General features: G+C 69.7%; 24 protein-coding genes. 21 read left to right on the top strand and 3 right to left on the bottom strand.

Annotated elements, in window-relative coordinates:
• The first annotated feature begins 916 nt into the window (after window positions 1-916).
• From ACIP6W_RS02465 to mpaP, 11 genes are all read left to right on the top strand, one after another.
• On the top strand, window positions 917-1,096 hold the full coding sequence (locus ACIP6W_RS02465; RefSeq protein ID WP_400428065.1) for a hypothetical protein: 180 nt from the start codon (window positions 917-919) through the stop codon (window positions 1,094-1,096).
• Between the two features lie 5 nt (window positions 1,097-1,101).
• Window positions 1,102-1,689 (top strand): hypothetical protein, encoded by a 588-nt coding sequence (locus tag ACIP6W_RS02460; RefSeq protein ID WP_400428062.1) that lies wholly within the window; start codon window positions 1,102-1,104, stop codon window positions 1,687-1,689.
• Window positions 1,690-1,758: 69 nt separating this feature from the next.
• Complete coding sequence (locus ACIP6W_RS02455) at window positions 1,759-2,751, top strand: hypothetical protein (RefSeq protein WP_400428059.1); 993 nt, start codon at window positions 1,759-1,761, stop codon at window positions 2,749-2,751.
• Window positions 2,748-3,554 (top strand): daptide-type RiPP biosynthesis methyltransferase, encoded by an 807-nt coding sequence (mpaM, locus tag ACIP6W_RS02450; protein WP_400428056.1) that lies wholly within the window; start codon window positions 2,748-2,750, stop codon window positions 3,552-3,554. The genes ACIP6W_RS02455 and mpaM overlap by 4 nt, the downstream gene beginning before the upstream one ends.
• A complete protein-coding gene (gene mpaD, locus ACIP6W_RS02445; protein WP_400428053.1) occupies window positions 3,551-4,822 on the top strand; it encodes a daptide-type RiPP biosynthesis aminotransferase in 1,272 nt (423 codons plus the stop codon). The genes mpaM and mpaD overlap by 4 nt, the downstream gene beginning before the upstream one ends.
• Window positions 4,806-5,984, top strand: a complete 1,179-nt coding sequence (mpaC, locus tag ACIP6W_RS02440; RefSeq protein ID WP_400428050.1) for a daptide-type RiPP biosynthesis dehydogenase — start codon at window positions 4,806-4,808, stop codon at window positions 5,982-5,984. Before mpaD ends, mpaC begins: the two co-directional genes overlap by 17 nt.
• Before the next feature lie 29 nt (window positions 5,985-6,013).
• Window positions 6,014-6,166, top strand: a complete 153-nt coding sequence (locus ACIP6W_RS02435; protein ID WP_400428047.1) for a hypothetical protein — start codon at window positions 6,014-6,016, stop codon at window positions 6,164-6,166.
• A 101-nt stretch (window positions 6,167-6,267) separates the two neighbouring features.
• Window positions 6,268-6,426 carry a daptide-type RiPP gene (locus tag ACIP6W_RS02430; protein ID WP_400428044.1) on the top strand — a complete coding sequence of 53 codons (159 nt, stop codon included), beginning with the start codon at window positions 6,268-6,270 and terminating at the stop codon, window positions 6,424-6,426.
• 98 nt (window positions 6,427-6,524) lie between these two features.
• Entirely contained in the window at window positions 6,525-7,247 is a 723-nt protein-coding gene (locus tag ACIP6W_RS02425; protein ID WP_400428041.1) for an ABC transporter ATP-binding protein, read from the top strand.
• A 74-nt stretch (window positions 7,248-7,321) separates the two neighbouring features.
• Window positions 7,322-7,996: a hypothetical protein gene (locus tag ACIP6W_RS02420; protein WP_400428039.1), complete on the top strand. Its 675-nt coding sequence runs from the start codon at window positions 7,322-7,324 to the stop codon at window positions 7,994-7,996.
• A complete protein-coding gene (gene mpaP / locus ACIP6W_RS02415) occupies window positions 7,993-9,612 on the top strand; it encodes a daptide biosynthesis intramembrane metalloprotease (protein ID WP_400428036.1) in 1,620 nt (539 codons plus the stop codon). Before ACIP6W_RS02420 ends, mpaP begins: the two co-directional genes overlap by 4 nt.
• Window positions 9,613-9,809: 197 nt before the next feature.
• Here mpaP and ACIP6W_RS02410 read toward each other — a convergent pair whose 3' ends face one another.
• Window positions 9,810-10,067, bottom strand: a complete 258-nt coding sequence (locus ACIP6W_RS02410) for a hypothetical protein (RefSeq protein ID WP_400428033.1) — start codon at window positions 10,065-10,067, stop codon at window positions 9,810-9,812.
• 740 nt (window positions 10,068-10,807) lie between these two features.
• Here ACIP6W_RS02410 and ACIP6W_RS02405 point away from each other — a divergent pair.
• From ACIP6W_RS02405 to dapA, 4 genes are read left to right on the top strand one after another with little or no spacing between them, the layout of a single operon-like run.
• Window positions 10,808-12,046 carry an exo-alpha-sialidase gene (locus ACIP6W_RS02405; protein WP_400428030.1) on the top strand — a complete coding sequence of 413 codons (1,239 nt, stop codon included), beginning with the start codon at window positions 10,808-10,810 and terminating at the stop codon, window positions 12,044-12,046.
• Window positions 12,043-13,485, top strand: coding sequence for an SLC13 family permease (locus ACIP6W_RS02400; protein WP_400428027.1), 1,443 nt, complete (start codon window positions 12,043-12,045; stop codon window positions 13,483-13,485). Before ACIP6W_RS02405 ends, ACIP6W_RS02400 begins: the two co-directional genes overlap by 4 nt.
• 27 nt (window positions 13,486-13,512) lie before the next feature.
• A complete protein-coding gene (locus tag ACIP6W_RS02395; protein WP_400339733.1) occupies window positions 13,513-13,869 on the top strand; it encodes a hypothetical protein in 357 nt (118 codons plus the stop codon).
• A 47-nt stretch (window positions 13,870-13,916) separates the two neighbouring features.
• Window positions 13,917-14,813 carry a 4-hydroxy-tetrahydrodipicolinate synthase gene (gene dapA / locus ACIP6W_RS02390; protein WP_400428024.1) on the top strand — a complete coding sequence of 299 codons (897 nt, stop codon included), beginning with the start codon at window positions 13,917-13,919 and terminating at the stop codon, window positions 14,811-14,813.
• An 88-nt stretch (window positions 14,814-14,901) separates the two neighbouring features.
• Here the strand turns inward: dapA and ACIP6W_RS02385 are convergent, their stop codons facing one another.
• On the bottom strand, window positions 14,902-15,873 hold the full coding sequence (locus ACIP6W_RS02385; RefSeq protein WP_307810390.1) for an aldo/keto reductase: 972 nt from the start codon (window positions 15,871-15,873) through the stop codon (window positions 14,902-14,904).
• 164 nt (window positions 15,874-16,037) lie between these two features.
• Here ACIP6W_RS02385 and ACIP6W_RS02380 point away from each other — a divergent pair, with 164 nt between their 5' ends.
• The 4 genes from ACIP6W_RS02380 (at window position 16,038) to ACIP6W_RS02365 (ending at window position 19,628) form a co-directional block, all read left to right on the top strand.
• Window positions 16,038-17,339: a four-carbon acid sugar kinase family protein gene (locus ACIP6W_RS02380; RefSeq protein WP_400428021.1), complete on the top strand. Its 1,302-nt coding sequence runs from the start codon at window positions 16,038-16,040 to the stop codon at window positions 17,337-17,339.
• Entirely contained in the window at window positions 17,336-18,358 is a 1,023-nt protein-coding gene (gene pdxA / locus ACIP6W_RS02375; RefSeq protein ID WP_209683924.1) for a 4-hydroxythreonine-4-phosphate dehydrogenase PdxA, read from the top strand. Before ACIP6W_RS02380 ends, pdxA begins: the two co-directional genes overlap by 4 nt.
• 28 nt (window positions 18,359-18,386) lie before the next feature.
• Window positions 18,387-19,157, top strand: coding sequence for a DeoR/GlpR family DNA-binding transcription regulator (locus ACIP6W_RS02370; protein WP_307810389.1), 771 nt, complete (start codon window positions 18,387-18,389; stop codon window positions 19,155-19,157).
• Between the two features lie 87 nt (window positions 19,158-19,244).
• Entirely contained in the window at window positions 19,245-19,628 is a 384-nt protein-coding gene (locus ACIP6W_RS02365; protein WP_400428017.1) for a hypothetical protein, read from the top strand.
• A gap of 160 nt (window positions 19,629-19,788) precedes the next feature.
• Here ACIP6W_RS02365 and ACIP6W_RS02360 read toward each other — a convergent pair whose 3' ends face one another.
• Entirely contained in the window at window positions 19,789-21,225 is a 1,437-nt protein-coding gene (locus ACIP6W_RS02360) for a cation:dicarboxylate symporter family transporter (protein WP_066652321.1), read from the bottom strand.
• A 190-nt stretch (window positions 21,226-21,415) separates the two neighbouring features.
• Between ACIP6W_RS02360 and ACIP6W_RS02355 the strand changes: the two genes are divergently transcribed.
• Entirely contained in the window at window positions 21,416-23,077 is a 1,662-nt protein-coding gene (locus tag ACIP6W_RS02355; RefSeq protein ID WP_400428014.1) for an ATP-binding protein, read from the top strand.
• Window positions 23,074-23,754, top strand: coding sequence for a response regulator (locus ACIP6W_RS02350; protein ID WP_400428011.1), 681 nt, complete (start codon window positions 23,074-23,076; stop codon window positions 23,752-23,754). The genes ACIP6W_RS02355 and ACIP6W_RS02350 overlap by 4 nt, the downstream gene beginning before the upstream one ends.
• The last annotated feature ends 52 nt before the right edge of the window (window positions 23,755-23,806 follow it).

Genomic DNA, 23,806 nt, shown 5'->3' with positions numbered 1-23,806 from the left:
ACGAACTGCGAGACGTCGAAGGCGATTGCACCCATAGGCCAAAGGTGCTCTGCGCCAACGACGGTACCCCCTGCCCGAAAAACGGGCAGGGGTACCGCGGCTGGGGCGGCCGTTAGGAGGATCGATGTTCAGTTCGGAGCGAGCAGTGCGCTGTGCGATGAGTCTGAGTTGCTCTATCTCCGCAAGTCGGTTGAACGGGTTGCGACGATCGTGCTCTTCGACCGTGAGGCTGTCGAGGCCCTGCTCGAAGAGCGCCGCGCTCGAGCGGTTCATGCGGTTCATACCCCGGAGAGCGAGGCGGGCCTTGAGCCAGTCGATGATGCGGGAGATGTTGGCGCTGTGTCCGCCGAACCGTTGGACAGCGTCGCCCGGCGCGTCATCACCGCCCTGAACTGGGCGTAACCCCGCTCGGGCAACCGCTCAACGGCGTCGCATCGGCTGTGAGCGGGTCGCGCGATCGGCGGCCGGCCACGAGTGACGGTCCTGATGCTGTAAGGCTCGACGCGGTCATTGAGTTCACGCATTGACCGAGTCGGAGACTCTCACGGTCATCGACCAGCAGATCGAACGCGGGATAGGAGGAATCGCAGTTGGTTCCGTAGTTCTTGTAGCAATGTCGCGTCGTGGTCGTTGCGGTAGTCGGCGCGGAGGAGTGTGTTTGCGGTGATGATGTGGTCTGGGTGGTCTGGGTGGTCTGGGTGGTCTGTGTAGCCGGCGGCTGCGGTGAGGAAGATCCTGGGATCGGCTGGGCAGACGAGTTCGGTGCTGGAGAAGCCGACCGTGTCGGATTCGGGGTAGAGGTGAGCTCGCGCTGTGTCTCGCAGGCGGTGGTCGCTCGCATTGTGATTGAGGGCGCGACGGAGCAAGCGTCAACCACGGGTTGACGTCACCCTGAAGGCGCGGCAGCATGTCACCCATGCGGAACACCATGATTCTCGGACTCATCGCCCTTGCTTTCGGACTCCTCGCGATCGGAACCGGTTACGCCTGGAGCGTCGGGCGTGACGGCATGCTTCTCGCTGTCGCAATTGGGGCCATCGTCTTCGGTCTCGTCTTCGCGGTGTTCGCCGTGAATGCAGCACGGGGCCAGCGCTGAGCCGCATGACCGACTCTGACGCCATCACCGCACAGCTGCGGGAGCTGATCGCCCGCGCCCTCCCCGAGCTGGACGACGACGATCCCGGTCTCGGTCCGGAGGCGCTCCGCGAGCAGTCACTGAGAGCGGTTGAGCTGTGCCTGACGATGCGCTCGTCGCTCCGTGAGGTCACCCAGGCGGCCGTCGACGGGGCAAGGCGGAACGGGGCCTCCTGGGCAGCGATCGGGCAGATCCTCGGTTCGTCTCGGCAGGCCGCGCAACAGATGTACGGGTCGGCGGGGGTCGACGCTGCTCCGTCCGCGGTCGACGCCGCGCCAGTGGTTCGGACGCTCTACCCGGTGACCGCGTTCGACGAGATGGGCAAGCTCGCGAAGCTGGGCGCCGATGGCTGGCACGCGATCCGTGTCGGGCTGCAGTCCCACGAGCTCGTGCAGGACACCCGCCCGTGGGAGCACGTGCGGGTGCTCCAGGGGGGCCGGAAATCCACTCGCCTGCCGATCGAGGGCTGGACGGAGGTTCCCGGCGGGACGTTCCCATGGGTGTACTTCACGCGACCGGTTCCGTCTGGACCGAGGGATTCGACTCGCCGATGACATGCGGGAAGATCCGGGCCCCGTTCGAGGGGTAGAACGTACCGCCGCAAAACCTGTTATGGTCGCCGCGTGAGTTTTCTTGGGGGAGACATCCACGGCTTCGTGATGAGCTGGATGCAGGGGGCACAGGCCACTCGGAGGCGTCAGCGCGTGGCGTTCGCGGCGACGATCGAAGGCGCAGAAGCATTCGCGACGTCGTGGTTCGGTAGCGACTTCGACGCCGTGTTCGTGCCGAACGTCGAAGGGCGCACGACCGACGGCGCCCCGCTCGTCGGTTTTGACGGAGAGCTCGCCGAGGACGGCGAGGTACGGCTCGACGATGACCTCATCATCCAGTTCCAGAACTACGCGGTCGCCGAGTTCCTGAGCTTCCCTGGCCCGACGGTGCTGGTGCCGCAGACGAGCCACGACCGTGACGCCTTCGCGGCGCACCTGGCCGCGGCCCGTTCGACCGGCGTGTTCCCGGCCGTCCTCACCGATCCGCAGGTCGTCGTCGGCGATCGTCAGGCCTGGGTGGGCGGACCGGTCCCTGCCGAACCCGATTTCGTGTTCGTCGGCGAGGACGGGACCGTGTCATCGTCGCCGTGGGGGCCGGGGTACGGCCGGATAACGGACGGCCAGTTCGCTGCTGACACGGGCGTGCAGGACGGTCCTGTAGACGAGGCGGCGCTGCATTTCCTGCAGACGCTGGAAGCGTTGCGGTACGCCGCCGCGCGTGGCCTCGGCAGCCTGTCGGCCTCCGGCTACGGATCGTTCCTCGACAGCGATTCGTCCCCCGAATCCGTGCGTACCCAGACGACGAGCGGCGCGGTGCTCCTGTTCGACGCCGAACACCACCTGCTCCACATCTCCGACCAGCACAAGACGTACTCACTCACCCGCGACTTGGCCTCCCTCGTCGAGCTGCAACTCCGGTTCGGCGACCAGGCGCTCGAGCACGCGGATGAGTCGACCACTCTTCGCCGGCTTCCGGAGGACGAACGAGCCTCCGCCCTGGAGCAGGTGCGGAAGTTCATCGGGTCGCGGCTCTCCGCCGGCGAGGCCGAGCGGGTCAGCGCGTGAGCGGCGTCAGCTCGCCAGTCCTTCCCGCCGCGCTGACCGAAGCCCTCGGCGACCACGCCGGTGACGTCGTAATTGCTGACCTCTACGGCGATCAGGGCTCGAACGTGTACGAGGCGGCTGCGGTCCACGACACGCATGAGATCCGCGAGCTCATACGGGCGACACGAGGGGCCGGTTCCGAGGTACTCGAATTCGCAGCGGGCTCGGGCCGTCTCTCGCTGCCCCTCGCCGCTGCCGGAAGGCGGATCGTCGGCGTCGACTCGTCGCCGTCGATGATCGCGCTCCTCGACGACAAACTCGCCGGGCGCCATGCGGCACTCCGCTCGTCGATCCGCACGGTCGTCGCCGACATGACCACGTACGACGACGGAACCCGGTACTCCACCACGGTGCTCGGGTGCATCTCCATCTCGCTCCTCGACGAGGACCAGCGCAGGCGCTTTTTCCGTGGCGCGTCCGCCTGGCTCGCCCCAGACGGCGTCCTGCTCATGTCCACGACGGACACGACTGTGCTCGGCGACACCACCGGCAGGTACCAGGACTTCCCGGGACTCTCTGGCCAGCGGTACCGATTGTTCGAGGAAATCGACCTGCTCGAGTCGGTCCGTCACGTCGGGGTCATCGACGTCGACGACCTACGCAGCGACCCGGTGACGGTCTTCTTGACACATGTGCGCGCCATCGCCCCCGCCGTGCTCGAGGCGGAACTCGCCGATGTCGGTCTGCGCGTCCGTGCCGTGCGCCCGGTCGCGACGCCGGACGGAGCACACCCGATCGTCATCCTCGAAGCGGTGTGGGCATGACCGAGCCGCGTGCGAACAGCGTCTGGCCCGCACTCGTTCCCCTTGCCACGCACAACGACCCCGGCACGCAGATCGTCGCGGCCTCAGGGACGCGCTTGACGTTCGGTGATGGGACCGAGTCGCTCTGCGGGACGAGCGGATTGTGGAACGTGAACCTCGGCTACGGCAACGAGCACATCGCGGAAGCGGTGCACGAGGCCATGCTGCGTGCGTCCTACGTGTCGCTGTTCCGCTACTGGAGCGAGGACATCGAGGCCGCAGCCGCTCAGCTTCGCGATGCAGCCGGACCCGGGCGCTACGCACGGGTCCTGTTCACGACGTCCGGGGGTTCCGCGAACGACGCTGTCATGAAGCTAGCCCGGCACTTCGCAATCCTGGACGGTCAGCCGGCCCGGAAGACCATCGTCGGACTGACGGGGAGCTACCACGGTCTCACCTACGGTGCGCACGCGCTCAGCGGTGACGACCTCGGTCAGCCGCTCTACGGAGTCGATTCACGGCAGATCCGTCACGTGACTCCAAACGACCTCCACGAGCTGGAACGGTTGCTCTCCGCGACCGGGGACCGGGTCGCCGCCGTCATCGTCGAGCCGGTCCTGGGGTCCGGCGCCTTCCCACTCAACGATGAGTACGTCGAACGCCTGTGCGCGCTCCGTGATCACCACGGCTTCCTCCTCGTCGCTGACGAGGTCGCCACCGGTTTCGGACGGACCGGGCAGATGTTCGCCTCGGAGTCCTGGCCGGGCTCGCCCGACCTCCTCATCGCGTCCAAGGGGCTGACGAACGGCACGCAGGCTGCCGCGGCGATCCTCGTCGCTGAGCGGGTCACGGAGCGGTTCCGCGGGAACGAGAGTGTCTTCGTGCACGCCGAGACGCAAGCAGGGACCCCGGTCGTCGGAGCGGCGATCAGTGCGACGATCGACGAATTCGAGCGGTCGAGCGTGGTCGACCAAGCCCGTCACCTGGGCCGCACTCTGGACGCGGAACTCGACGCGATCCGCGCCGAGTACCCGTCGGTGCTCGAGACTCGGGGTCTCGGGAACTTCCGAGCCGTCGCGCTGGCCGATCGGGAGGGCGAACCGCAGCGCGAGCCAACGGTTCTGGCCGGCGTCCGGCACTCGATCCGGCGAGCAGGCGCCATCGTCCACCCTGGGCCCGACGGGTTCCAGCTCGTGCCCGCACTGACCTACACCGACGACGACGTTCAGACGTTGTTCGCTGCTGTCCGCTCCGGACTCGATGAGTACGACGATGCGCTCCGCGGCTGACGGCCTGGGCTGGGTCGTTCAGCCCGGTCCGCTGAGCATCGACTCGTTCGGCGAGTTCGTGCGCCAGGTCGCCGGCGCGACCGCGGTGAGCCGCGTCTGCATCGTCGCAGACCGCCACCGTGCTGCGCTCCCGACCATCAGTGGCCTCGTCGGCGAGCTCGTTGAACGCTTCGACGCCGAGGTCCACGCTGCGGAGGACGACAGCGATGAGCTCGTCGCGAGCATCGCCGGAGCCGGGCCGTGGGACGTCGTGATCGGAGTGGGCGGCGGTGTCACGCTCGACGTCGCGAAGCTGGTCGCGCTGCGGTCCGACGACCTCCGCAGAGCCACCGCCCCGGGCCGGTCGAGCCGTGTCGTCCTGCCGGACAGTGCGCGGACGGCGCGGCTCGCCCTGGTCCCGACGACGTTCGGTACCGGTTCGGAGCAGTCGTTGTCGGCATGCCTAACCACGCGAGGGCGGAAGCGCCTGGTGTCCGGCACAGCCCTGGGTGCGGACGTCGTCCTGGCACGGCCGGATCTGCTCGCCAGCCTCGACAACGAGCAGGTGACGGAAGGGCTAGTCGAAGTGGCCCTCCGCTTGACCACCGTCTACGCATCGGGCGAAACGGCGCCGCTGGCGGACACGCTCACGCAGGCCGCGCTCAGACAGGTCGTCGAGCTGGCGCCGCGACTCGGGTGTGGTGAGCGTGCGACGTCCGACCTCCGCACCCTCGCCTCGATCAGTGCATTCAGCCACTCCGGCTGGCTGAGCCGGGACCGACCTCCGATGACGACCCTGCCGTGGATCATCACGACGGAGGCATCGCTGGCCTGGTCATGCACGAAGGCGGTCGCCGCCTCGCTCGTCATGCCCGCCTACTGGTCCGTCATGCCGGAGCGCGACGGCAGGCTCGGGTCGCACGAGCGGCTCTGCGAACTCTGGGCGGCGTCGCTCCCATCGGCAGCGACGCCGGCCGAGGCGCTGAGCACCGTCACCGGCGAACGGCTGGCTCAGCCGTCCGGCGAGAAATTCACCCTGTTCAGCGACGACGCGCTCGCGGCGCGGATCACTGAACGCTGGGGTGCCGGACTTCCCTTTACGGGGGAGGCGAGTCGAGACGACGTCCGAGAGGTCGTCGCCGCAGCACTCGCTCTAGGGAAAACGGTCGCACAGACCCTGTGACCGATGACTGTTTGAAGGGAGGGACAAACATGCAGGAACTCAAGACGAACACCATGCTCGACCTCGGCGCGACCGAGCTGGAGGACATGGAAGCACCGGACTTCTGGGGTGGCTTCGCAGTCGGCGTTGGTTCGGCCATCGCCGCTGCCGGCGCAGCCGCCGCGATCGTGGCGCTGACCTGATCCGTCGCTACTCGGTGCGCGGACAGACGTGCGCGCACCGAGGAGCGAGGCGGGGGCGCGTCTTCGCACCCGCAAGAACCTGATAACGAAAGGAGTGTGACATGACCGAGACAATCACTTCGGTGGGCACCCTCGACTTCGCCGTGAGCGAGCTCGAGGACCTCGAGGCGCCTGGCTTCTGGGACACGGCCGCGGGCTTCGCGACCGGCGTCATCGTCGGCGGCGGCATGGTCGCCGGTGGGGTCCTGATCCTCACGTGACGACCGTCGAGGGGTGGTCTCGAAAACGGGACCGCCCCTCGATCCACGGCGTCAACACGCGACCAGCACTCCTGCTCGATCATCGAGAGGTACGAATCATGAACCTGGCCGAGTTCAACGGCTTCAGCAAGACCTACGGCAGCAAACAGGTCGTCGAGGACCTGACTTTCGCCGTGCCCGAGGGACGTGTTGTCGGATTGCTCGGCAAGAACGGAGCAGGTAAGTCCACCGCGCTGCGTGGCCTGCTCGGATTGGTCCGTCCCACGTCCGGACACGCGCTCGTACAGGGACAGCCGTTCTCGTCGCTGTCGAACCCCGCCCGGGTCGTCGGGTACAGCGTGGACGGGGTCCAGTCACTGCAGCACGCCCGCGTCGCCGACGACCTTTCGACGTGGGCGAACCTCGTCGGCGCGTCGAGAGCCCGCGTCGAGGAACTCCTCGACCTGGTCGGGATGACCGAGCACCGACGCACACGGGTGCAGAAGCTGTCGACGGGCCAGAAGCAACGCCACGCACTCGCCATCGCCCTCCTCGCGCAGCCGCGCCTGCTCATCCTCGACGAGCCGACGAACGGGCTGGACCCGCAGGGCATCCGGTGGCTCCGTGAACTGATCCGTCACTACGCAGGACTGGGGAACAGCGTGTTGATCTCGAGCCACATGCTCGCCGAGGTGGAGCACACCGTCGACGACGTGGTCATCCTCGACCGGACGGTTCGGTACTCCGGCTCCCTCGCCGACCTCACGGGCAACGGCGCCTCGCTCGAGGAGCGGTTCTTCGACCTCGTGCCCACCCCCGTCGCGGCTGGGGCCGGACGATGAGCGCCGTGGCCACGCTCGCGCTGCGTTCCGAGGTCCGTCGTGCCTGGCTCGGTCGGGCAGTGCCCTACTTCCTGGTGTTCGGCGTGGTCCTCACCGCGGTGTCGGCGGGTGGCACCTTCTCCGGACTGACCGCGCAGTTGCGTACTCCGAACGGCGACGTCGAGACGACCGTCACGATGGTCCGAACGTGGTTCGCGCTCTCCCTGTTCATCGGGATGGCGACCGCATTCGACTCGGCTCGGGAGGTCAGCTCCGGCGTCGCGAGTCGCGTCATCACCGCAGTCGGCAGCAGGACCTCCTACTTCATCGGCAAGGCGACTAACGGGATCCTGGTCGGCTTCGTCGGCGCGCTGCTCGGAGCGGCCGCGTCGATCGGCTTCGCGTCGATCCTGCTGTCGATGAACGACTCGGGCCTCCACATGTCGAAGGAAGCCTGGCTGATCGTCCTCGGCTGCGCCGCTGTGAACACGGTCGCTGGGCTTTGGGGCACCTTCATTGGCCTGCTAACCCGCAATGCGATCGTGGCGATCGTCATCGTGTTCGCGTTGTGCATGTTGGTCGAGCCGGCGCTCCAGGCGTTCCTCCCCGATGTCGGAAAGTTCTTCATGACCAACGCGATGGCGTCGGTCTACCTCGACAAGCAGGACCACCTACTGCCCGTGCCCGGAGCGAGCGCCGTCATCGCCGGCTGGCTGGCGGTGCTCGGGCTCGGTGCGTTCCTGCTCACCCGCGCGAAGGACCTTCGTTGACCGAGGTACTCCAAACCCGACCGACCCTCTCGCCGGCGTCGTCAATCACGCAGACGGCCGAGGGGTGGGTCGGGGTCAACCCCGACGGCAAGGCCTACACGTTGGGCGAGGCAATCGCGCTCTACGCGCTCGCGCTGGAGACCGCGAGAACCAACGACGAGCTGCGGGACCGACTGCGCAGCGACACCGGTCAGGAGTGGACCGACGCAGACCTCGGCGCTGCACGGGGCCAGCTCGCGAAGCTCGGATTCCTCGAGCACGACGCTGGATCCGCGGCATCGCGGAAGCGGCGGGTCCGGTACGTCCCGCCCCTGACGGTGCAGGTCACGCTCGCGAACCCCGAGCGGCTCTTCTCGCTCCTGCAGCGGTCGTTGCAGCGGGTCAGCGGTCGGACGGTGTCCACCGTGGTCGCCACGGTGGTCGCTGCTGGACTGCTCGCAGCGGTCATCAACAGGGACGTCGTACTCAGTAGCGTCACGCATCCGCTCGGACTCTCCGAGTACGCGGTGCTCGTGGTGATGCTTACCGCTGCGACGGCGCTGCATGAGGCCGGGCACGCCGGAGCACTCGCTCGGCTGGGCGGCCGCCCACGACGCGTCGGCGTCATGCTTTTCTACCTGATGCCCGCGTTCTTCTGCGACGTGTCGGATGCCTGGCGAGTCGGTGATCGACGACAGCGGGCGCTCGTGGCCGCGAGCGGTGTCCTCGTGCAGGTCACCCTCGCAGGCCTGGCAGAGACGGCCGCGCTGCTCCCGTTCGGCGAGGCGTGGACCGAGGTGCTAGCTGCTTTTGGAGTCGTGTCCTTCCTCGCAGCGCTGGTGAACGCTATCCCGTTCGTGAAATTCGACGGGTACATCGCGCTCATGGCCCTCACCAATCACAACTTCCTACGACGGGATGCCATCGCCGAGGGACGTCGATTGCTCGCGCGGTCCTTCCTCTCCCGCAGGGTGACGTACGCCTTCCCGGAGCAGCGCTGGATGCGCTGGTACGGCGTCGGCTGCATCCTGTTCCCGGGCTACCTGGTCGCATCGGCGATGTGGTTGTGGTTGGGCGACCTCCGCGCGTTCGGCGTCGTCGGTGGGGTAATTGCGCTGGTGGCTGTCCTCGCCTTCGTCGTTGCGGTCGCCCGTGAGGTCGGGCGGGTGCTTCGGACCGCCGTGGACGCCGGCATGCCCGTCGTCGGCGCTGGGACGGCTGCCGTCGTGCTCCTCGGGCTGGCAGTCGCGGCGGGAACCCTCGTCTCGGTTCCGTCGGTCACCGTGGGCGGGTACGTTCGAGACGGCCACGACGTCCGACTCGTACTCCCCGTCGGCGCTGACGCTGACTCCATTGCCCGTCCGGCCCGCGTGGTCCTGCGGAGCAACGGTCTGTTCCTGCACGACGGCGACGTTGAGGCGGCCCTCATGAGTTCAACACGGTTCGGCTCGGAGGTCGTGCCGTTCGCCGCCGTGGCACCGGTGCGAACCTCGATGGTCGAGTTCCGTGCGTTCTCCGCGCCGCTTGAGCTCAGCGGTCAGGACGCGGCCATCCGCGATCTTGACCCCGCTGGCCAAGCAGTGGTCTCCGGACCCTCCGCGCCGTTATGGCGAGTGCTCTGGGACGGGATGTTCTGAGCTCGGCGGCGGCGCGCTCGACGAACCGGCCGCGTTCCGGGCGGGAGGCGCAGAGACCGCCCATGCCGCGTCTCACGCCAGAGATCGGCCGCGCCGCCCGAAGTCGAGCGTGCGCGGCGCGGGGATGTCCGCCCACCGCGTCCCTCCAAGCAACAATGGCGCGGCGGTGTGACGCCAAGCTGATCAGCCGGCCTTCGTCAGCTGGGCAGGTTGTGGCGGAGGTCGTAGCCGGTATCGGCGCGGAACAGCAGCCGGTCTCGAATCTCTTGCAGTGATGCTGCGTCGTCGGCGTTGCGGTAGTCGGCGCGGAGGAGCGTGTTCGCGGTGATGATGTCGTCGGTGCGGTCCGTGTAGCCGGCGGCGGCTGCGGTGAGGAAGATGGTGGGGTCGGCTGGGCGGATGAGTTCGGTGCCGGAGAAGTCGATCGTGTCGGGTTCGAAGCCGAGCGCGGCCATGTCGACCTCTTGTTCGGTGAACGCGAGTCAGGCGCGATCACTGAAATACCACTTCTCTCGTTCGTGCGGGGCGCGGAGCTGCCGTGCAGCCGAGCTGGGAGACAGCTGAGGCTCGGACCGACCTGCGAACGCAGCTCGGTGCGGCGTTCTCCGCATTACACGCGAGATGCTCGGGCTGACAGCTGTCTCGACCATTAAGGGCCCGATCGACGCTCGTGCTGACCGACCGGACGGCCGGCGCGATGGCGGTTATCGGGGCCGGAGCGGTGCGGTCGCGGTTCCAGGCGGGTGTGCGCCATGGATCACCGCGTGGTGCCATGGAACGCAAACCCAATGCCCCTGGAACGCTCACAATCAGTGGGGGCAGCGATCCGCGCGCCTGCTGGCATCCGCGAATAAGCCGAACACCTCGCGCGGCGTCGGTCCGGTCGACGCCGGTCAGCCTCCCTTCGCGACGGGTGTCGCGACGTGCCCAGTCGCCTCCCCGAGAGCCCCGGCGACGACCTGTGGTGCGCCGGTCCGCCTCTCCGCGGCTCGCAGCCGCGACGGGGCGGTGCTGACCCGTGAGCGTGGCGACGATCGCGTACTTCGAGCGACAACGGCGCATGCGCCTCGATACAACGGCACGAGCGTGCGCATGTCGCGCATGGTCATTGCGCACTTCGAGCAGGTCTGTCAGGATGAGCGCGCAGCACCGATCCACCGGTGCCCACCGTCAACGTCGACTGGAGGATCCCCGCATGAGTGACTTCGACGGGCTGTTGCGAGCCCGGTCCGACGGGGGCGCAGAAGCGCTCCTCCCGACTCCCACGGTCCAGTGCCACGCGGCCAACCTCGCGTTCCTGCCCGGGGGAGACCTCGCCTGCGTGTGGTTCGGCGGCACGCAGGAGGGCGTCTCCGACATCTCGATCCACCTGTCGCGCCTCCCTGCCGGGACGGAGCGCTGGCTCGAGCCCGTCCAGCTGAGCTTCGACAGTGCGCGTTCCGAGCAGAACCCGATCCTCTTCACCGCGCCGGACGGCACCGTCTGGTTGCTGTACACCGCGCAGCTCGCCGGGAACCAGGACACCTCCGAGGTACGACGACGGGTCTCCCGCGACGGCGGCGAGACCTGGGGAGAGCCGGCACCGCTGCTCGGACGCGATGCGCCGGTCGGCGTGTTCGTGCGCCAGGCACCCGTCGTGCTCGAGAGCGGTCGGATCCTGCTCCCGGTGTTCAACTGCCGGACGGTCCCCGGTGAGAAGTGGGTGGGCAACGACGACACCGCCTCGGTCTGGTACTCCGACGACGGCGGCGAGACCTGGTCCGAGGTCGCCGTGCCCGAGTCGACCGGGTGCGTGCACATGAACATCGTGCCGCGCGATGACGGCGTGCTCTGGGCGTGCTTCCGATCCCGCTGGGCTGACCACGTCTACGAGTCGACGTCGTCGGACGGCGGGATGACCTGGGAGCCGTGCCGGCCGCTCGACCTGCCGAACAACAACTCGTCGATCCAGGCGCGCTCCCTCGACGACGGCCGCATCGCGATGGTGATGAACCACTCGAGCAAGGACGACGCGACGAGCCGCCGTGTCTCCCTGTACGACGAGATCGACGACGCGGGCCTCGCAGCCGACAGCGGCCCGCGGGTCGCTGAGCCCGCGTTCGACGCCGACGGCCCGAGTGCGTTCTGGGGCGCCCCGCGCGCGCCGATGACGCTCGTGGTCTCGAGCCCCGACGGGCGATCCTGGCCGACCGCCTACGACATCGAGAACGGCGACGGGTACTGCCTCTCGAACAACAGCCGTGAGTCACGCAACCGGGAGCTGTCCTACCCCTCGGTGCTCCCCGATCCGGCCGGGGGGCTGCACGTCGCCTACACGTGGCACCGAAAGTCGATCAAGCACGTGTACCTGCCTGCTGACGTCCTCGCTGCGATCGTGTCGACGCCGTCCGTCTCCGCCGGCCCGGACCTCCCTGCGAAGGAGCAGCGAGCATGACCCTCCCCATGGTCTTCGCACTCGCGATCACCGTCTTCATGATCGTGCTGATCATGATCGACCGCCTGCCGTTCGGCGTCCCGCCGTTGATCGCCTGCCTCCTGATGGTGGTGTTCGGCGTCGTGCCGATCAACGTGGCCTTCAGCGGCTTCGCCAACGCGACCATCATCATGCTCGCCTCGTTCATGGCGGTGATCGCCGCCTTGCAGAAGACCGACCTCGTCTCGGGCTTCAAGCGGATGATCACGAGACTCGGGACGAAGGGCGGGTTCCGTGCCTACGTCCTCATCGTCGTGTTCGTCATGGTGGGGTGCAGCATCTTCGGCACGGGGTCGACCGCTTACTACGTGCTGGTCATCGGCTTGCTGTCGACGCTCGCGTACAACAAGAAGCTGCCGCCGTCGAAGGTCCTCATGCCCGCCGGGTTCGCCGCGAACCACCCGATGCTGCCGTTCAACGTGGCGCTGCAGTACGGCATCGTCGTCGCGGTGCTCGAGGCAGCAGGGGTCCGGGAGAACATCGACCTCGTCCGGTTCTCGATCGTCAACCTCGTGCTCAGTCTCGGATTCCTCGTCTGGTGTCTCATCGCCTACCGTCTGCTGCCGGATCACCCCATCGTCGACGGCGAGTCCGCCCCGGAGAGCACGAGCGCGGCGAAGGAACCGGCCACGGTCGGTGCCGGCAGCACCCCGACCGGCGACGCGTCCACGCCGGGCACACGTGCCGCTTCGTCCGCAGCGGACCCGGCCACGCCCGGCCCCCACGCCGCCGACGCGAACGCGACCGCGATCGCCTCGTCGAGCGCGACCGCGACGGTCACCGCGCCGACGCTGGACCGTCGGAAGCAACTGGCGACGTACGCCTGCTTCGTCCTGGCGATCGCCGGCATGATCTCCTACAGCTACATCGGCGACGCGGGGTACGCGATCACGGGCCTCTCCGTGGCACTCCTCCTGGTGATGAAGGTCCTGGACTTCACGGAGATCCGCGACGCCATCAGCCAGCCGATCATCATCATGTCCGCCGGTGTCATCGGCATCGCTGAGGCGCTCGGCGCGACCGGGCTCACGAAGCTCGTCGGCGAGTCCGTCGCCGGACTGCTCGGCGGCAACGTCAGCCCCTTCCTGCTGGTGTTCGCGTTCTGTGTCCTGACGAGTGTCCTCGCGACCCTCACGGGGTCGACGATCGGCACGGTGTACGTCTTCGCACCGCTGGCGATCGCGACCTGCGTCAGCCTGGGGCTCAACCCCGCGGCTGCGGCCGTCGCCATCGTCATCTCCGGGTGGAACGGACACTTCCTCCCCATCGACGGGCTCCCCGCGATGGTGATGGGGGTCGGGAAGTACTCGCTCCTCCAGTTCTGGAAGTTCACCATCCCGATGTACTTCATCCGCCTGCTGGCGCTGACGGCCGGCGCCCTCCTGCTCTTCCCGATGTGACGGACCTGACGTGACGGAGAACCTGTCGTGACGACCACCTTCGAGCTCGCCCACGTGGGCATCAACAACCCCGACGCCGCAGCCGCGCAGGAACTGTGCGACCTCTTCTGCCTCATGTTCAACCTCGACCCCCGCCAGGGGAAGAAGTCCGAGTTCGCCGGCACGTTCTTCGAGTGCGTGCGATCCCAGTACCTGGGTACGCACGGCCACATCGGGATGTCGACCGACGACCTGGAGGCAGCGGTCGAGGAACTCACCGCGAAGGGCTTCGGCTTCGACCAGGACACGGCTGCACACTTCGAGGACGGCCGTCTGCAGAACATCTACCTGGCGGGGGAGTACGGCGGCTTCGCGGTCCACGTGATGCAGCAACCCCGTCCCTGACCCACCACCCGACCGCCTGGCCCCCCAGCCGACAAGGAGTACCTGCAGTGACCACCACGATCAGCGGCAGCATCCACGCGCTCGTCACCCCGTTCCACGACGACGAGTCGCTCGACCTCGACCAGATGCGGCTGCACACCGACCGCGCCGTCCGGGCGGGCGCCGACGGCGTCTTCTGCCTCGGTACCAACGGCGAGTTCTTCCAGCAGACCGAGGACGAACGGCTCGCCGTGCTCGAGGCGGTCGTCGACGCCACCGGTGGCCGCGTCCCCGTCTACGGCGGCGCCGGTGCCGTCGGGACGAAGGAGACGGTGCGCATCGCCCAGCGCATGCAGGCGTCGGGTGCCGACGTGCTGTCGGTGATCACGCCCTACTTCGCTGCGGCGTCGCAGGACGAGCTGTACCGCCACTTCGCGGCGGTCGCCGGAGCCGTCGACATCCCGGTGCTCATCTACAACATCCCCGCGCGGACCGGGAACACCATCACGCCGGCGACGGTCGCCCGACTCGCGGAGATCGACAACATCGCGGGTGTCAAGGACTCGTCGGGGAACTTCGACGCGATCCTGCAGCTGATCGAGCTGACCGATCCCGAGCACTTCGCGGTGCTCGCGGGGACCGACTCGCTGGTCCTGCCGACGCTGCAGGCCGGCGGCGCGGGCGGCATCACCGCCGTCGCGAACGTCTACCCGCGGACCATGGTCGAGATCACCCGGAAGTGGGCGGCGGGCGACCTCGAGGGGGCCCGCGCGGCGCAGGCGTCGATCCGCCCGCTGCGCAACCTGTTCGCGCTCGGCAACCCGAACACGATCGTCAAGGCGGCCACCAACGCCGCCGGCGAGCCCGTGGGGCCGTGCCGCGCGCCGTTCAACCTGCTGAGCGAGGCGGCGCTCGAGAAGATCGCGGACACGGTGCGCGCCGATCAGGCGGCAGGACTGGGCTGAGCCTGCGCGACCCCGGACCGACGGGAGGCGCGGTGCCAGCCGGCACCGCGCCTCCTGTCCGTCACGTGGTCGGGCCGCCACCTGTGCGTCAGCGGTTGTAGGCCGGCATCGGTCCGCGGAGCGCAGCGGCCACGTCGTCGACAGCCCGCTGCACGTCCTCCGGCAGCGCACCGGCGGCCAGCGCGGTGAGGTTCGCCTCGATGTTCGTGAGCCGCGACCCACCGATCAGGACGGCGTCCACGACGGCACGGCCGATCGTCCAGCGCAGCGCGAGCTCGGCCATCGGCATCCCCGCACCCTCGGCGATCGCACGGAGCTGTCCGACCGCGGCGAAGACCTCGTCGTTCCAGTACCGGTCGCGGTACATGCCGGCGAGCGGCGAGGACCCGAAGCGTCCCGCGGTCGGGTGCTCGTCCGGTCGGTGCCTGCCGGTCAGGAGCCCGCCGCCGAGCGGGTTGTAGACGATCGTCGCGAGTCCGGTGCTCCTGGCGTACTCGGCGTACTCGTCGTCGATGCGGGTCGCGATCACGCTGTAGACCTGCTGCCCGAGGACGGGCGCGTCGAGACCGAGTCGCGCGGCGGTGTGCCGCAGCTCCGCGATCTGCCAGGCCGCGAAGTTCGAGACACCCCACGTGCGCACCACGCCCGCCTCGACGAGCGCCCGGACGGCGGTCAGCGTCTCCTCCGCCGTGGTCGAGCGGTCGGGCTGGTGCAGGTAGAGGACGTCGACGTGGTCCGTCCGGAGCCGTCGGAGGCTCGCGCGCACGCACCGTTCGACCGCCACGGCGGACAGCGGCGCGGCCCCTCCGGCGTCCGGGTTCGGGATGCCGACCTTCGTCGCGAGCACGACCCCGTCGCGGCGTCCGGCGAGCACGGAGCCGAGGATCTCCTCGCTGCGGCCGCCGGCGTACCCGTTGGCCGTGTCGATGCCGGTCCCGCCGGATGCCAGGAAGCGGTCGACCATCTCGGCCGCCGTGGGCTCGTCGACGCTGTCGCCGAAGGTCATGGTGCCGAGGACGGCGGGGGCGAGCCGCCGGCCTCGGATGTCGGTGTCACGCACTGGGTTCCTCTCGTTCGGGCGCCGTCGGAGCGACTCGTCGTCGAGTCGCCGAGGGGCAGCCGTGCGCGCCCACTATTGCGTGTTTCACGCAGTTCGTCTAGCGTGTTTCGTGCACGCCGTCGATGCTTCGACGGGACCGTCCACCGAGCCCGAGGAGGGGTCCGATGTCGAACCGCCTCGCCGCGATCGCCGACGACCTGTCCGGAGCCGCCGAGGTCGCTGCGGTCCTCGGCACCGGGTCGGTCACCGTCGCCCTGACGCTCCCCGCCGCGCTCGAGCACGTCGCTCGATCGCGGTCCGACGTCGTTCTGGACTGCGACACGCGGTCGCTCGACCCGGCCGCGCGTCGTGCGGCCGTCGCGCAGGCATCACAACGGATGCGCGCAGCCGGAGCGCCGGTGCGGCTGGTGAAGACCGACTCGCTGCTGCGCGGCGGCGTGGGAGACGTCATCGACGGGCTCCTCGACGCCGGCGCACGCGTCGTGGTCGCCACGGCGCTCCCGGCACTCGGGAGGACGGTCGTCCACGGTCAGCTCCTCGTGCACGGCCGCCCGGTGGCGGATGCAGGGCTGCACGGCCTGGAGGCCCGGGTCGTCCCCGGCCCACTGGCCGCGGTCGGACCGCGAGCCCGGTCCGTCCCGCTCGCGGTCGTCCGCGCCGGGAGCGCGGCCGTCCTCGACGCGGTCGAGCGAGCGATCGGCGCCGGCGAGGTCCCCGTCGTCGACGCCGCCTCGGACCACGACCTCGACCGGATCGCAGCGGCGCTCGACGGTGCGGACTGCACGATCGTCGGGTCCGGCGGGATCGCTGCGGCAGTCGGTCGCCTCCGCGGAGCGCAGCCCCCGGGCCCCGTCGTGACGAACGATCGGGAGCGGGTGGCGCTCGCCGGGGGACTCCAGCCCGTCCTCCTCGTCGTGGGCACGGCCAGCACCGAGGCGACCGGGCAGCTCGCGGCCCTCGCAGCGAACGGTGTCCCCGTCGTGCCCGTGCCCCGTGACGTCCTGCTCCGCGCCGTCGACCGCCGTGAGGTCGACGACGTCGACCACCCGGCGATCCAGGAAGCGCGCGCAGCCCTGCGCAGTGGGAGCGCGGCGATCTGCGTCGAGGACCGGAACGACCCGGTCCCGCACCTCGCCCGACGGCTCGCCGACGGTCTCGGCATCGTGGCCGCCACCATCAGCGGTCGGTCCGCCCTGGTGCTGACCGGTGGCGAGACCGCCCGCTCCGTGCTCAGTCGCCTCGGCATCGCGACCATCGTGCCCGAGGGCGCCGTCGAACCCGGATGCGTCGTGTCCCGCGCGGACGACGGCCGGCTCGTCGTCACACGACCCGGCAGCTTCGGGACCGTCACGAACCTGCTCGACGCGGCCACGTTCCTCCAGTCCGCTCGCGACGACCCGTCCGCGACGCAGGCCGCGTCGAAGCGGCCGCAGGCCGCACGAACCGAAAGGCAGTACCGCAGATGAACGCAACTCCGATCGTCGCTGTCACGATGGGTGACGGGGCCGGTGTCGGCCCAGAGATCGTCGTCGAGGCCGTCGTGTCGCCGGACGTCCTGGCCGTCTGCCGCCCCGTCGTCATCGGCGACCTCGGTCGTCTCCGCCAGGCCGCCGCCATCCGGAACGTCGACGTCACCTTCAACGTCGTCGAGGACGTCGCTGACGCCGGGCACCGGGACGGCGTCATCGACGTGGTCGACCTCGGACTCCTGCCCGAGGACCTGCCGTGGGGGCAGCTCTCGCCGGTCGCCGGCGATGCAGCCTTCCAGTACATCCGTGTCGCGTGCGAAGCGGCGATGGCCGGGAAGGTCCAGGCGATCTGCACGGCTCCGCTCAACAAGGAGGCGCTGCACGCCGGTGGCCACGTCTTCCCCGGGCACACCGAGCTCCTCGCCGAGCTCATGGGCGTCGACGAGGTCTCGATGATGCTCTCGACCGCCAAGCTGAAGGTCGTCCACGTGACCACCCACCTCGGTCTCATCGACGCCGTCGCGAAGATCGAACCCGGACTCGTCGAGCGGACCATCCGGCGCGGGAACGAAGCCCTCGTCCGGTCGGGCAACCCGCACCCGAAGATCGGTGTCGCGGCGATCAACCCGCACGCCGGCGAGAACGGCCTCTTCGGGTACGGCGAGGAGGCCGAGAAGATCGCTCCGGGCGTCGAAGCGGCGCGCGCCGACGGCATCGACGCCGTCGGACCGCTCCCGGCCGACACCCTCTTCTTCCTCGCCGGCCGCGGGGACTACGACCTGGTGGTCGCGATGTACCACGACCAGGGGCACGGCCCCGTGAAGGTGCTCGGGATCGAGGCCGGGGTGAACATCACGGTGGGTCTGCCGGTCATCCGCACGTCGGTGGACCACGGGACGGCGTTCGACATCGCGGGCTCGGGCAAGGCCGATGTCGCTAGCATGATCGAGGCGCTCCGCCAGGCCGCCGAGCTCGCCCCGACGTCGGGCGCGCTGCGACCGGCCTCGGGCGCCTGACAGGTCCTGAGTCCCCACTGTCCGGAAGGTGCCCGTGTCGATCTCGGCCAGAGCTCGGCGTGACGCGATCGTCACGCTCGCGACGACGGTCGGACTCGCGAGCGTCGACGAACTCTCGGAGCGGTTCGGGGTCACGGCATCCACCATCCGCCGGGACCTCGCGACCCTGCAGGAGCAGCGGAAGCTCACCCGGACGTTCGGTGGCGCGATGGCTGTGGCCGCGCACCCCGAGGCGTCGCTGCGGCAGCGGCTCGGTGAGCACTTCGACGCGAAGCGCGACATCGCGCGGCGCGCAGCCGAGGCCGTGCAGCCCGGGACGTCGCTCTTCCTCGACAACGGCTCGACCGTCGCGGCGTTCGCCCATGCGCTCCCGGTGGACGCCGACCTCACCGTCACCACCACCAGCGTCGGGGTCGTCACCGACATGGCGGACCGCGACGACGTCCGACTCGTCATGCTCGGCGGCGAGTACCGGTCGTTGAGCAACGGCTTCGTCGGACCCCTGACGGAGGCGGCGCTCGAGTACCTGACGTTCGATGCGGCGTACCTCGGCGCCGACGCGGTGTCCCCGGAGCGTGGGATCTGCGAGGCGGACCTCGGTCAGATCCGCCTGAAGGAACTCATCGCTCGTCGTGCGGCAGCGGTGTACGTCCTCGCTGACTCCTCGAAGCTCGCGCAGTCGGAGTTCCACGCATGGACCCGGCTCGGTGGCGGATGGACCCTCGTCACCGACGACGGCATCGCACCGGACCTCGTCGAGCGCTTCGACACCGCGGACGTCACCGTCGTCACGGCCTGACCGCCCGCACGTCCGAGGACGGGACGCGCCACCACCAGGCGGGCCGTGCTCGCGGAGGTCCGGCGCCCGGCGCGCTAGGGTCGGCGCGTGGGGCTTCGGGAGCGGGACCGATCACGGCAGATCAACGTCCGGGCACTCGTCGCGATCGCCCTGATCGTCCTGTGGGGCATCGTGCTCGTGGCGACCGGAGTCTTCGACCCCGCACACCAGACCCCGCCGTCCCAGTTCGACCACGACGACGGGATGCTCCCGCCCACAGCAGACGACCGTCGGACCTCTGCCGTCCAGGCTGCCGCGTTGATCGGGTCCTTGCCCGTCGCCGTCCTCGCCCTCTGCATCGCGGCGAGCTCGCTCCGCGTCTGGCGCGAACAGGTGTCGGCGGTCATCGCGACCGGTCTCGCCAGCCTCGCCGCGCTGGCCGCGATCGGCCTCGCCTGGATCGGCGTCGGCACCGTCGTCTTCTTCACCTAGCCGCTGCGCTCGGACCTCGTCCGCTCGTCCCACCAGCCGATCGGCTCCGTTCCGGTCTCGACCGCCGAGCCGTCGCACCGGACGAGCCGGGCACGGTGTGCGGTGCGGGACTCGTGTGGTTGGGGTTCGTGATCATCGTCGATCTCCTCGTGACGAGGGACTACCGGCGGGTGGCGGTCGAGCCCTCGGGCTCGACGATGGTGCGGACGGCCTCGGTCGAGATCCGCTCGTCGGTGGCGGGAGCGGAGCCGGGACCGTCTGCGCGAGCCGACGCGCCGTGGTCGTCGGCGGACATCGTCCGCTCGTCGAACGGCGCCGCACCGGACAGCACCCGCTCGACCTGCTGCTTGTCGATCTGCTTCGTCCACGTCCCGACCAGCACCGTGGCCACGGCGTTCCCGGTGAAGTTCGTCAGCGCGCGGGCCTCGGACATGAACCGGTCGATGCCGACGATCAGGCCGACGCCGTCGACCAGGTCCGGGCGGTGCGCCTGCAGGCCGCCGGCGAGGGTGGCGAGTCCGGCACCGGTCACCCCGGCAGCACCCTTCGAGGCGATGATCATGAAGACCAGGAGCGAGATCTGCTCGGGGATGTTCAGCGGCGTGCCGAGGGCGTTCGCGATGAACAGCGAGGACATCGTCAGGTAGATCGCGGTGCCGTCGAGGTTGAACGAGTACCCGGTCGGCACCGTGACGCCGACGACGGGCTTCGAGACGCCGAGGTGCTCCATCTTCGCGATGAGCCGCGGGAGGCTGACCTCGCTGGAGGACGTCGACACGATGAGCAGGTACTCGCGGCCGAGGTACTTCATGAGCCGGAAGATGTTGACGCCGGTCACGACGCGGAGCAGGACACCGAGGACGCCGACGACGAACACGATGCAGGTGATGTAGAACGCGACCATGAGGGTCCCGAGCGCGACGAGCGCCGCGACGCCGGTGGCACCGACCACCGCTGCGATGGCCCCGAAGGCGCCGATCGGGGCGGCCCACATCACCATCGCGAGGATGCGGAACACCAGGGCCTGCAGGTGTCGGATGCCGGTGAGGATCGGCGCACCCTTCTCGCCCATCGCCTGCAGCGCGAAGCCGACGAGCAGCGCGACGAACAGGGTCTGCAGGATGCTGCCGCTCGTCAGGGACGACACGAGCGTCGCGGGGATGATCCCGAGCAGGAACCCGGACGTCGAGGACGCGCTCTCCTCGGTGCCGGCGGGCAGCTCGTACGTCGCCTTCGACATGTCGAGCTGGTCGCCGGGGTGGATGAGGTTGCCGACGACGAGGCCGATCGCCAGGGCGAACGTCGACATCGCGACGAAGTAGCCGAGCGCCAACCCGCCGACCTTGCCGACCGTTGCCGCCTTCGCGATGGAGCCGACGCCGAGCACGATCGTGCAGAAGATGACCGGCGCGATCATCATCTTGATCAGCGCGATGAAGCCGTCGCCGATCGGCTTGAGTCCGACGGCGAAGTCGGGGGCCGTCAGGCCGACCACGATGCCGGCGAGCACGGCCACGATGACCGCGATGTAGAGCCAGTGCGAGCGATCCAGACCGCGTCGCCGTGGGCGGGCGGTGGTCGAATGCGTCGATGCCATGCGACTTCCTTGTCGTCAGGACCGGGAGCGGCGTCGCTCCGGTCGGTTCGTCCTCGGGGGAACGGACACACCCTCGCGCGGAGCGACCCGCGGCGGCGACTTGTGTTCACAACGTTCACGGGGAGGCTGCGCGGACGGGCCCCCGTGCGCGAGGATGGGTCGTCCCGCAACGGAGCGAGGAGGCAGCTCAGTGGTACCCCGTCGGTGGAGCATCGCCGCGCGACTCTTCGCGCTGCAGCTGCTGTTCGTCGTGGTCGGGGTGGCGGTCGGTGGCGTCTGGAGCTGGACCTCGGCGCGAGCCGACCTCGAGGCGGACGCGGCCGAGAAGTCCACCGCCGTCGCGGTGTCGATCGCCCGGAACCCGTTCGTGGTCCAGCAGGCGACCACCGCGGACCCGTCCGAGCGCCTCGAGCCGTACGCGCTCGACCTGATGCGCCGCACCCACACGGACTTCATCACGATCATGGCGCCCGACCGGACCCGGTGGACGCACCCCGACCGGTCGGAGCTCGGCCGGCCGTTCCGCGGTACGGTCCAGCCGGCGCTCGACGGCCGGACCTTCACCGAGACCTCCACCGGGACGCTCGGCCCCTCGGTGCGGGCCGTCACGCCGATCACCGACGACGACGGCCGGATCGTCGGGCTGGTCGCCGCCGGTGTCACCGTGGCGAACATCTCGAGTGCCCTCGTGCCGCGACTCACGTCGGTCGTCCTGCTCGGCCTGGCGGTGGTCGCGGTGTCCGCGTTGTTCTCGTGGTTGCTCAGCCGGTACCTCGGTCGGGTCACCGCGGGACGGGGCCCGGAGGAGCTCGCGCGGGTCTTCGCGTCCTACGAGGGCGTGCTCCACTCGGTGCACGAGGGGCTCGTGGTCGTCGACCGGTCGGGCGCGGTCGTCCTGCACAACGACCGTGCGGCGGAGCTGCTGCACCTGCCGGCGCCGGCCGAACGCCAGGATCCGGTGCCGCTGGCGGCGCTCGACGTGCCGGACGCCCTCCGGACCCTGCTCGCATCGGGTGACCGTGCTGTGGACGAGACGTACGCCACGAGCGACCGGGTGCTCGTGGTGAACCAGGAGATGGCGTTCCCGCGGGGGGCGACCCGGCCGGTCGGCACCGTCGCGACCATCCGCGACCAGACCGACCTGCTGCACCTGTCCGGCGAGCTCGCCGCCACCAGGACGCTCACCGATGCGCTGCGGTCGCAGACGCACGAGTTCGCCAACCGCCTGCACACCGTCGTCGCGCTGCTGGAGCTCGGTCGGGTCGACGAGGCGATCCGGTTCGCCGCACACGAGATCGACCGCCACAGCGAGGTCGAGCGGCACGGCGAGACCGACCGGCGCAGCGGGACCGACGCGTCCGGCGAGAGCGACCCGTGCGCCGACCTGGCGCACACCGAGCCCGAGGTGCTCGACGCCCTCCTCGCCGCCAAGCGGGCACAGGCGGGCGAGCGCGGCGTCGACCTGGTCGCCGACACGAGCGGACTGCTCGACCCCGTCCCGGCCGCACCCGCCGACGTGGTCACCGTGCTCGGCAACCTCGTGGACAACGCCGTCGACGCCGTCGCCGGCTCCCCGCAGGGCCCGGACCGCGGCCGCGTCGAGGTCGTCGTCGCCGCAGCCGGCGGGACCGTCCGGCTCGTCGTCCGCGACGACGGACCGGGCATCGCCGACGCCGACGCCGTCTACGAGCGCGGGTGGTCGACGAAGCAGTCCGGTCCCGAGGGACGCGGCATCGGCCTCGACCTCGTCCGCGCCACCCTGGCCCGCATCGGCGGTGACGTCGCCGTGACCACGGGACCGGACGGCAGCACCTTCACCGTCGAGATCACCACCGGGCGGGTGCCCTCGTGACCGCGCCCATCCGGGTCCTCATCGTCGAGGACGAGCCGCTGACCGCCGAGGCGCACACGGCCTACGTGTCGCGCCTCGAGGGCTTCGCCGTGGTCGGCACCGTGGGGACCGGTCGGGCGATGCTCGCCGCGGTCGCTGCGGAGCGACCGGACCTCGTGCTGCTCGACCTGAACCTGCCGGACGCCCACGGCCTGCAGCTCGTCCGCACGCTGCGGGCCGCCGGTTCCGCCGTCGACGTCGTCGCGGTGACCGCGGCACACGACGTCCAGGCGGTGCGGAACGCGATCGCCCTCGGGGTCGTGCAGTACCTCGTCAAGCCCTTCAGCTTCCGGTCGTTCGCCGACCGGATGACGTCGTACCGCGAGTTCCGGCGAGGGTTCGAGGACCGTCGTGCCCTCACGCAGGCCGACATCGACCAGCGGCTCGGGACGCTCCGTCCGGTCGCGCCCGCCGACCACGAGAAGGGCATCGCCCCGGAGACGCTCGAGGTGGTGCGCGACGCACTGCTGCAGCGGTCCGACGGTGGTTCGGCATCCGAGGTCGCCGAGGCGACCGGGCTGTCGCGGGTCACCGCCCGGCGGTACCTCGAGCACCTGGCCGCCGCCGGGCAGGTCGCCAAGGACGTCCGCCACCGCGGGCAGGGACGGCCGGAGTACGAGTACCGCTGGTTGCGCTGATCGGCGCGCTGCGGGCGTGCGACGTGCGGCGTACCGGACGGGAGGCACGACG

It is taken from the genome of Curtobacterium sp. NPDC088465 (assembly GCF_044753165.1).
Lineage (GTDB): Bacteria > Actinomycetota > Actinomycetes > Actinomycetales > Microbacteriaceae > Curtobacterium.
This window is presented reverse-complemented; position numbering and strand designations above follow the sequence as displayed.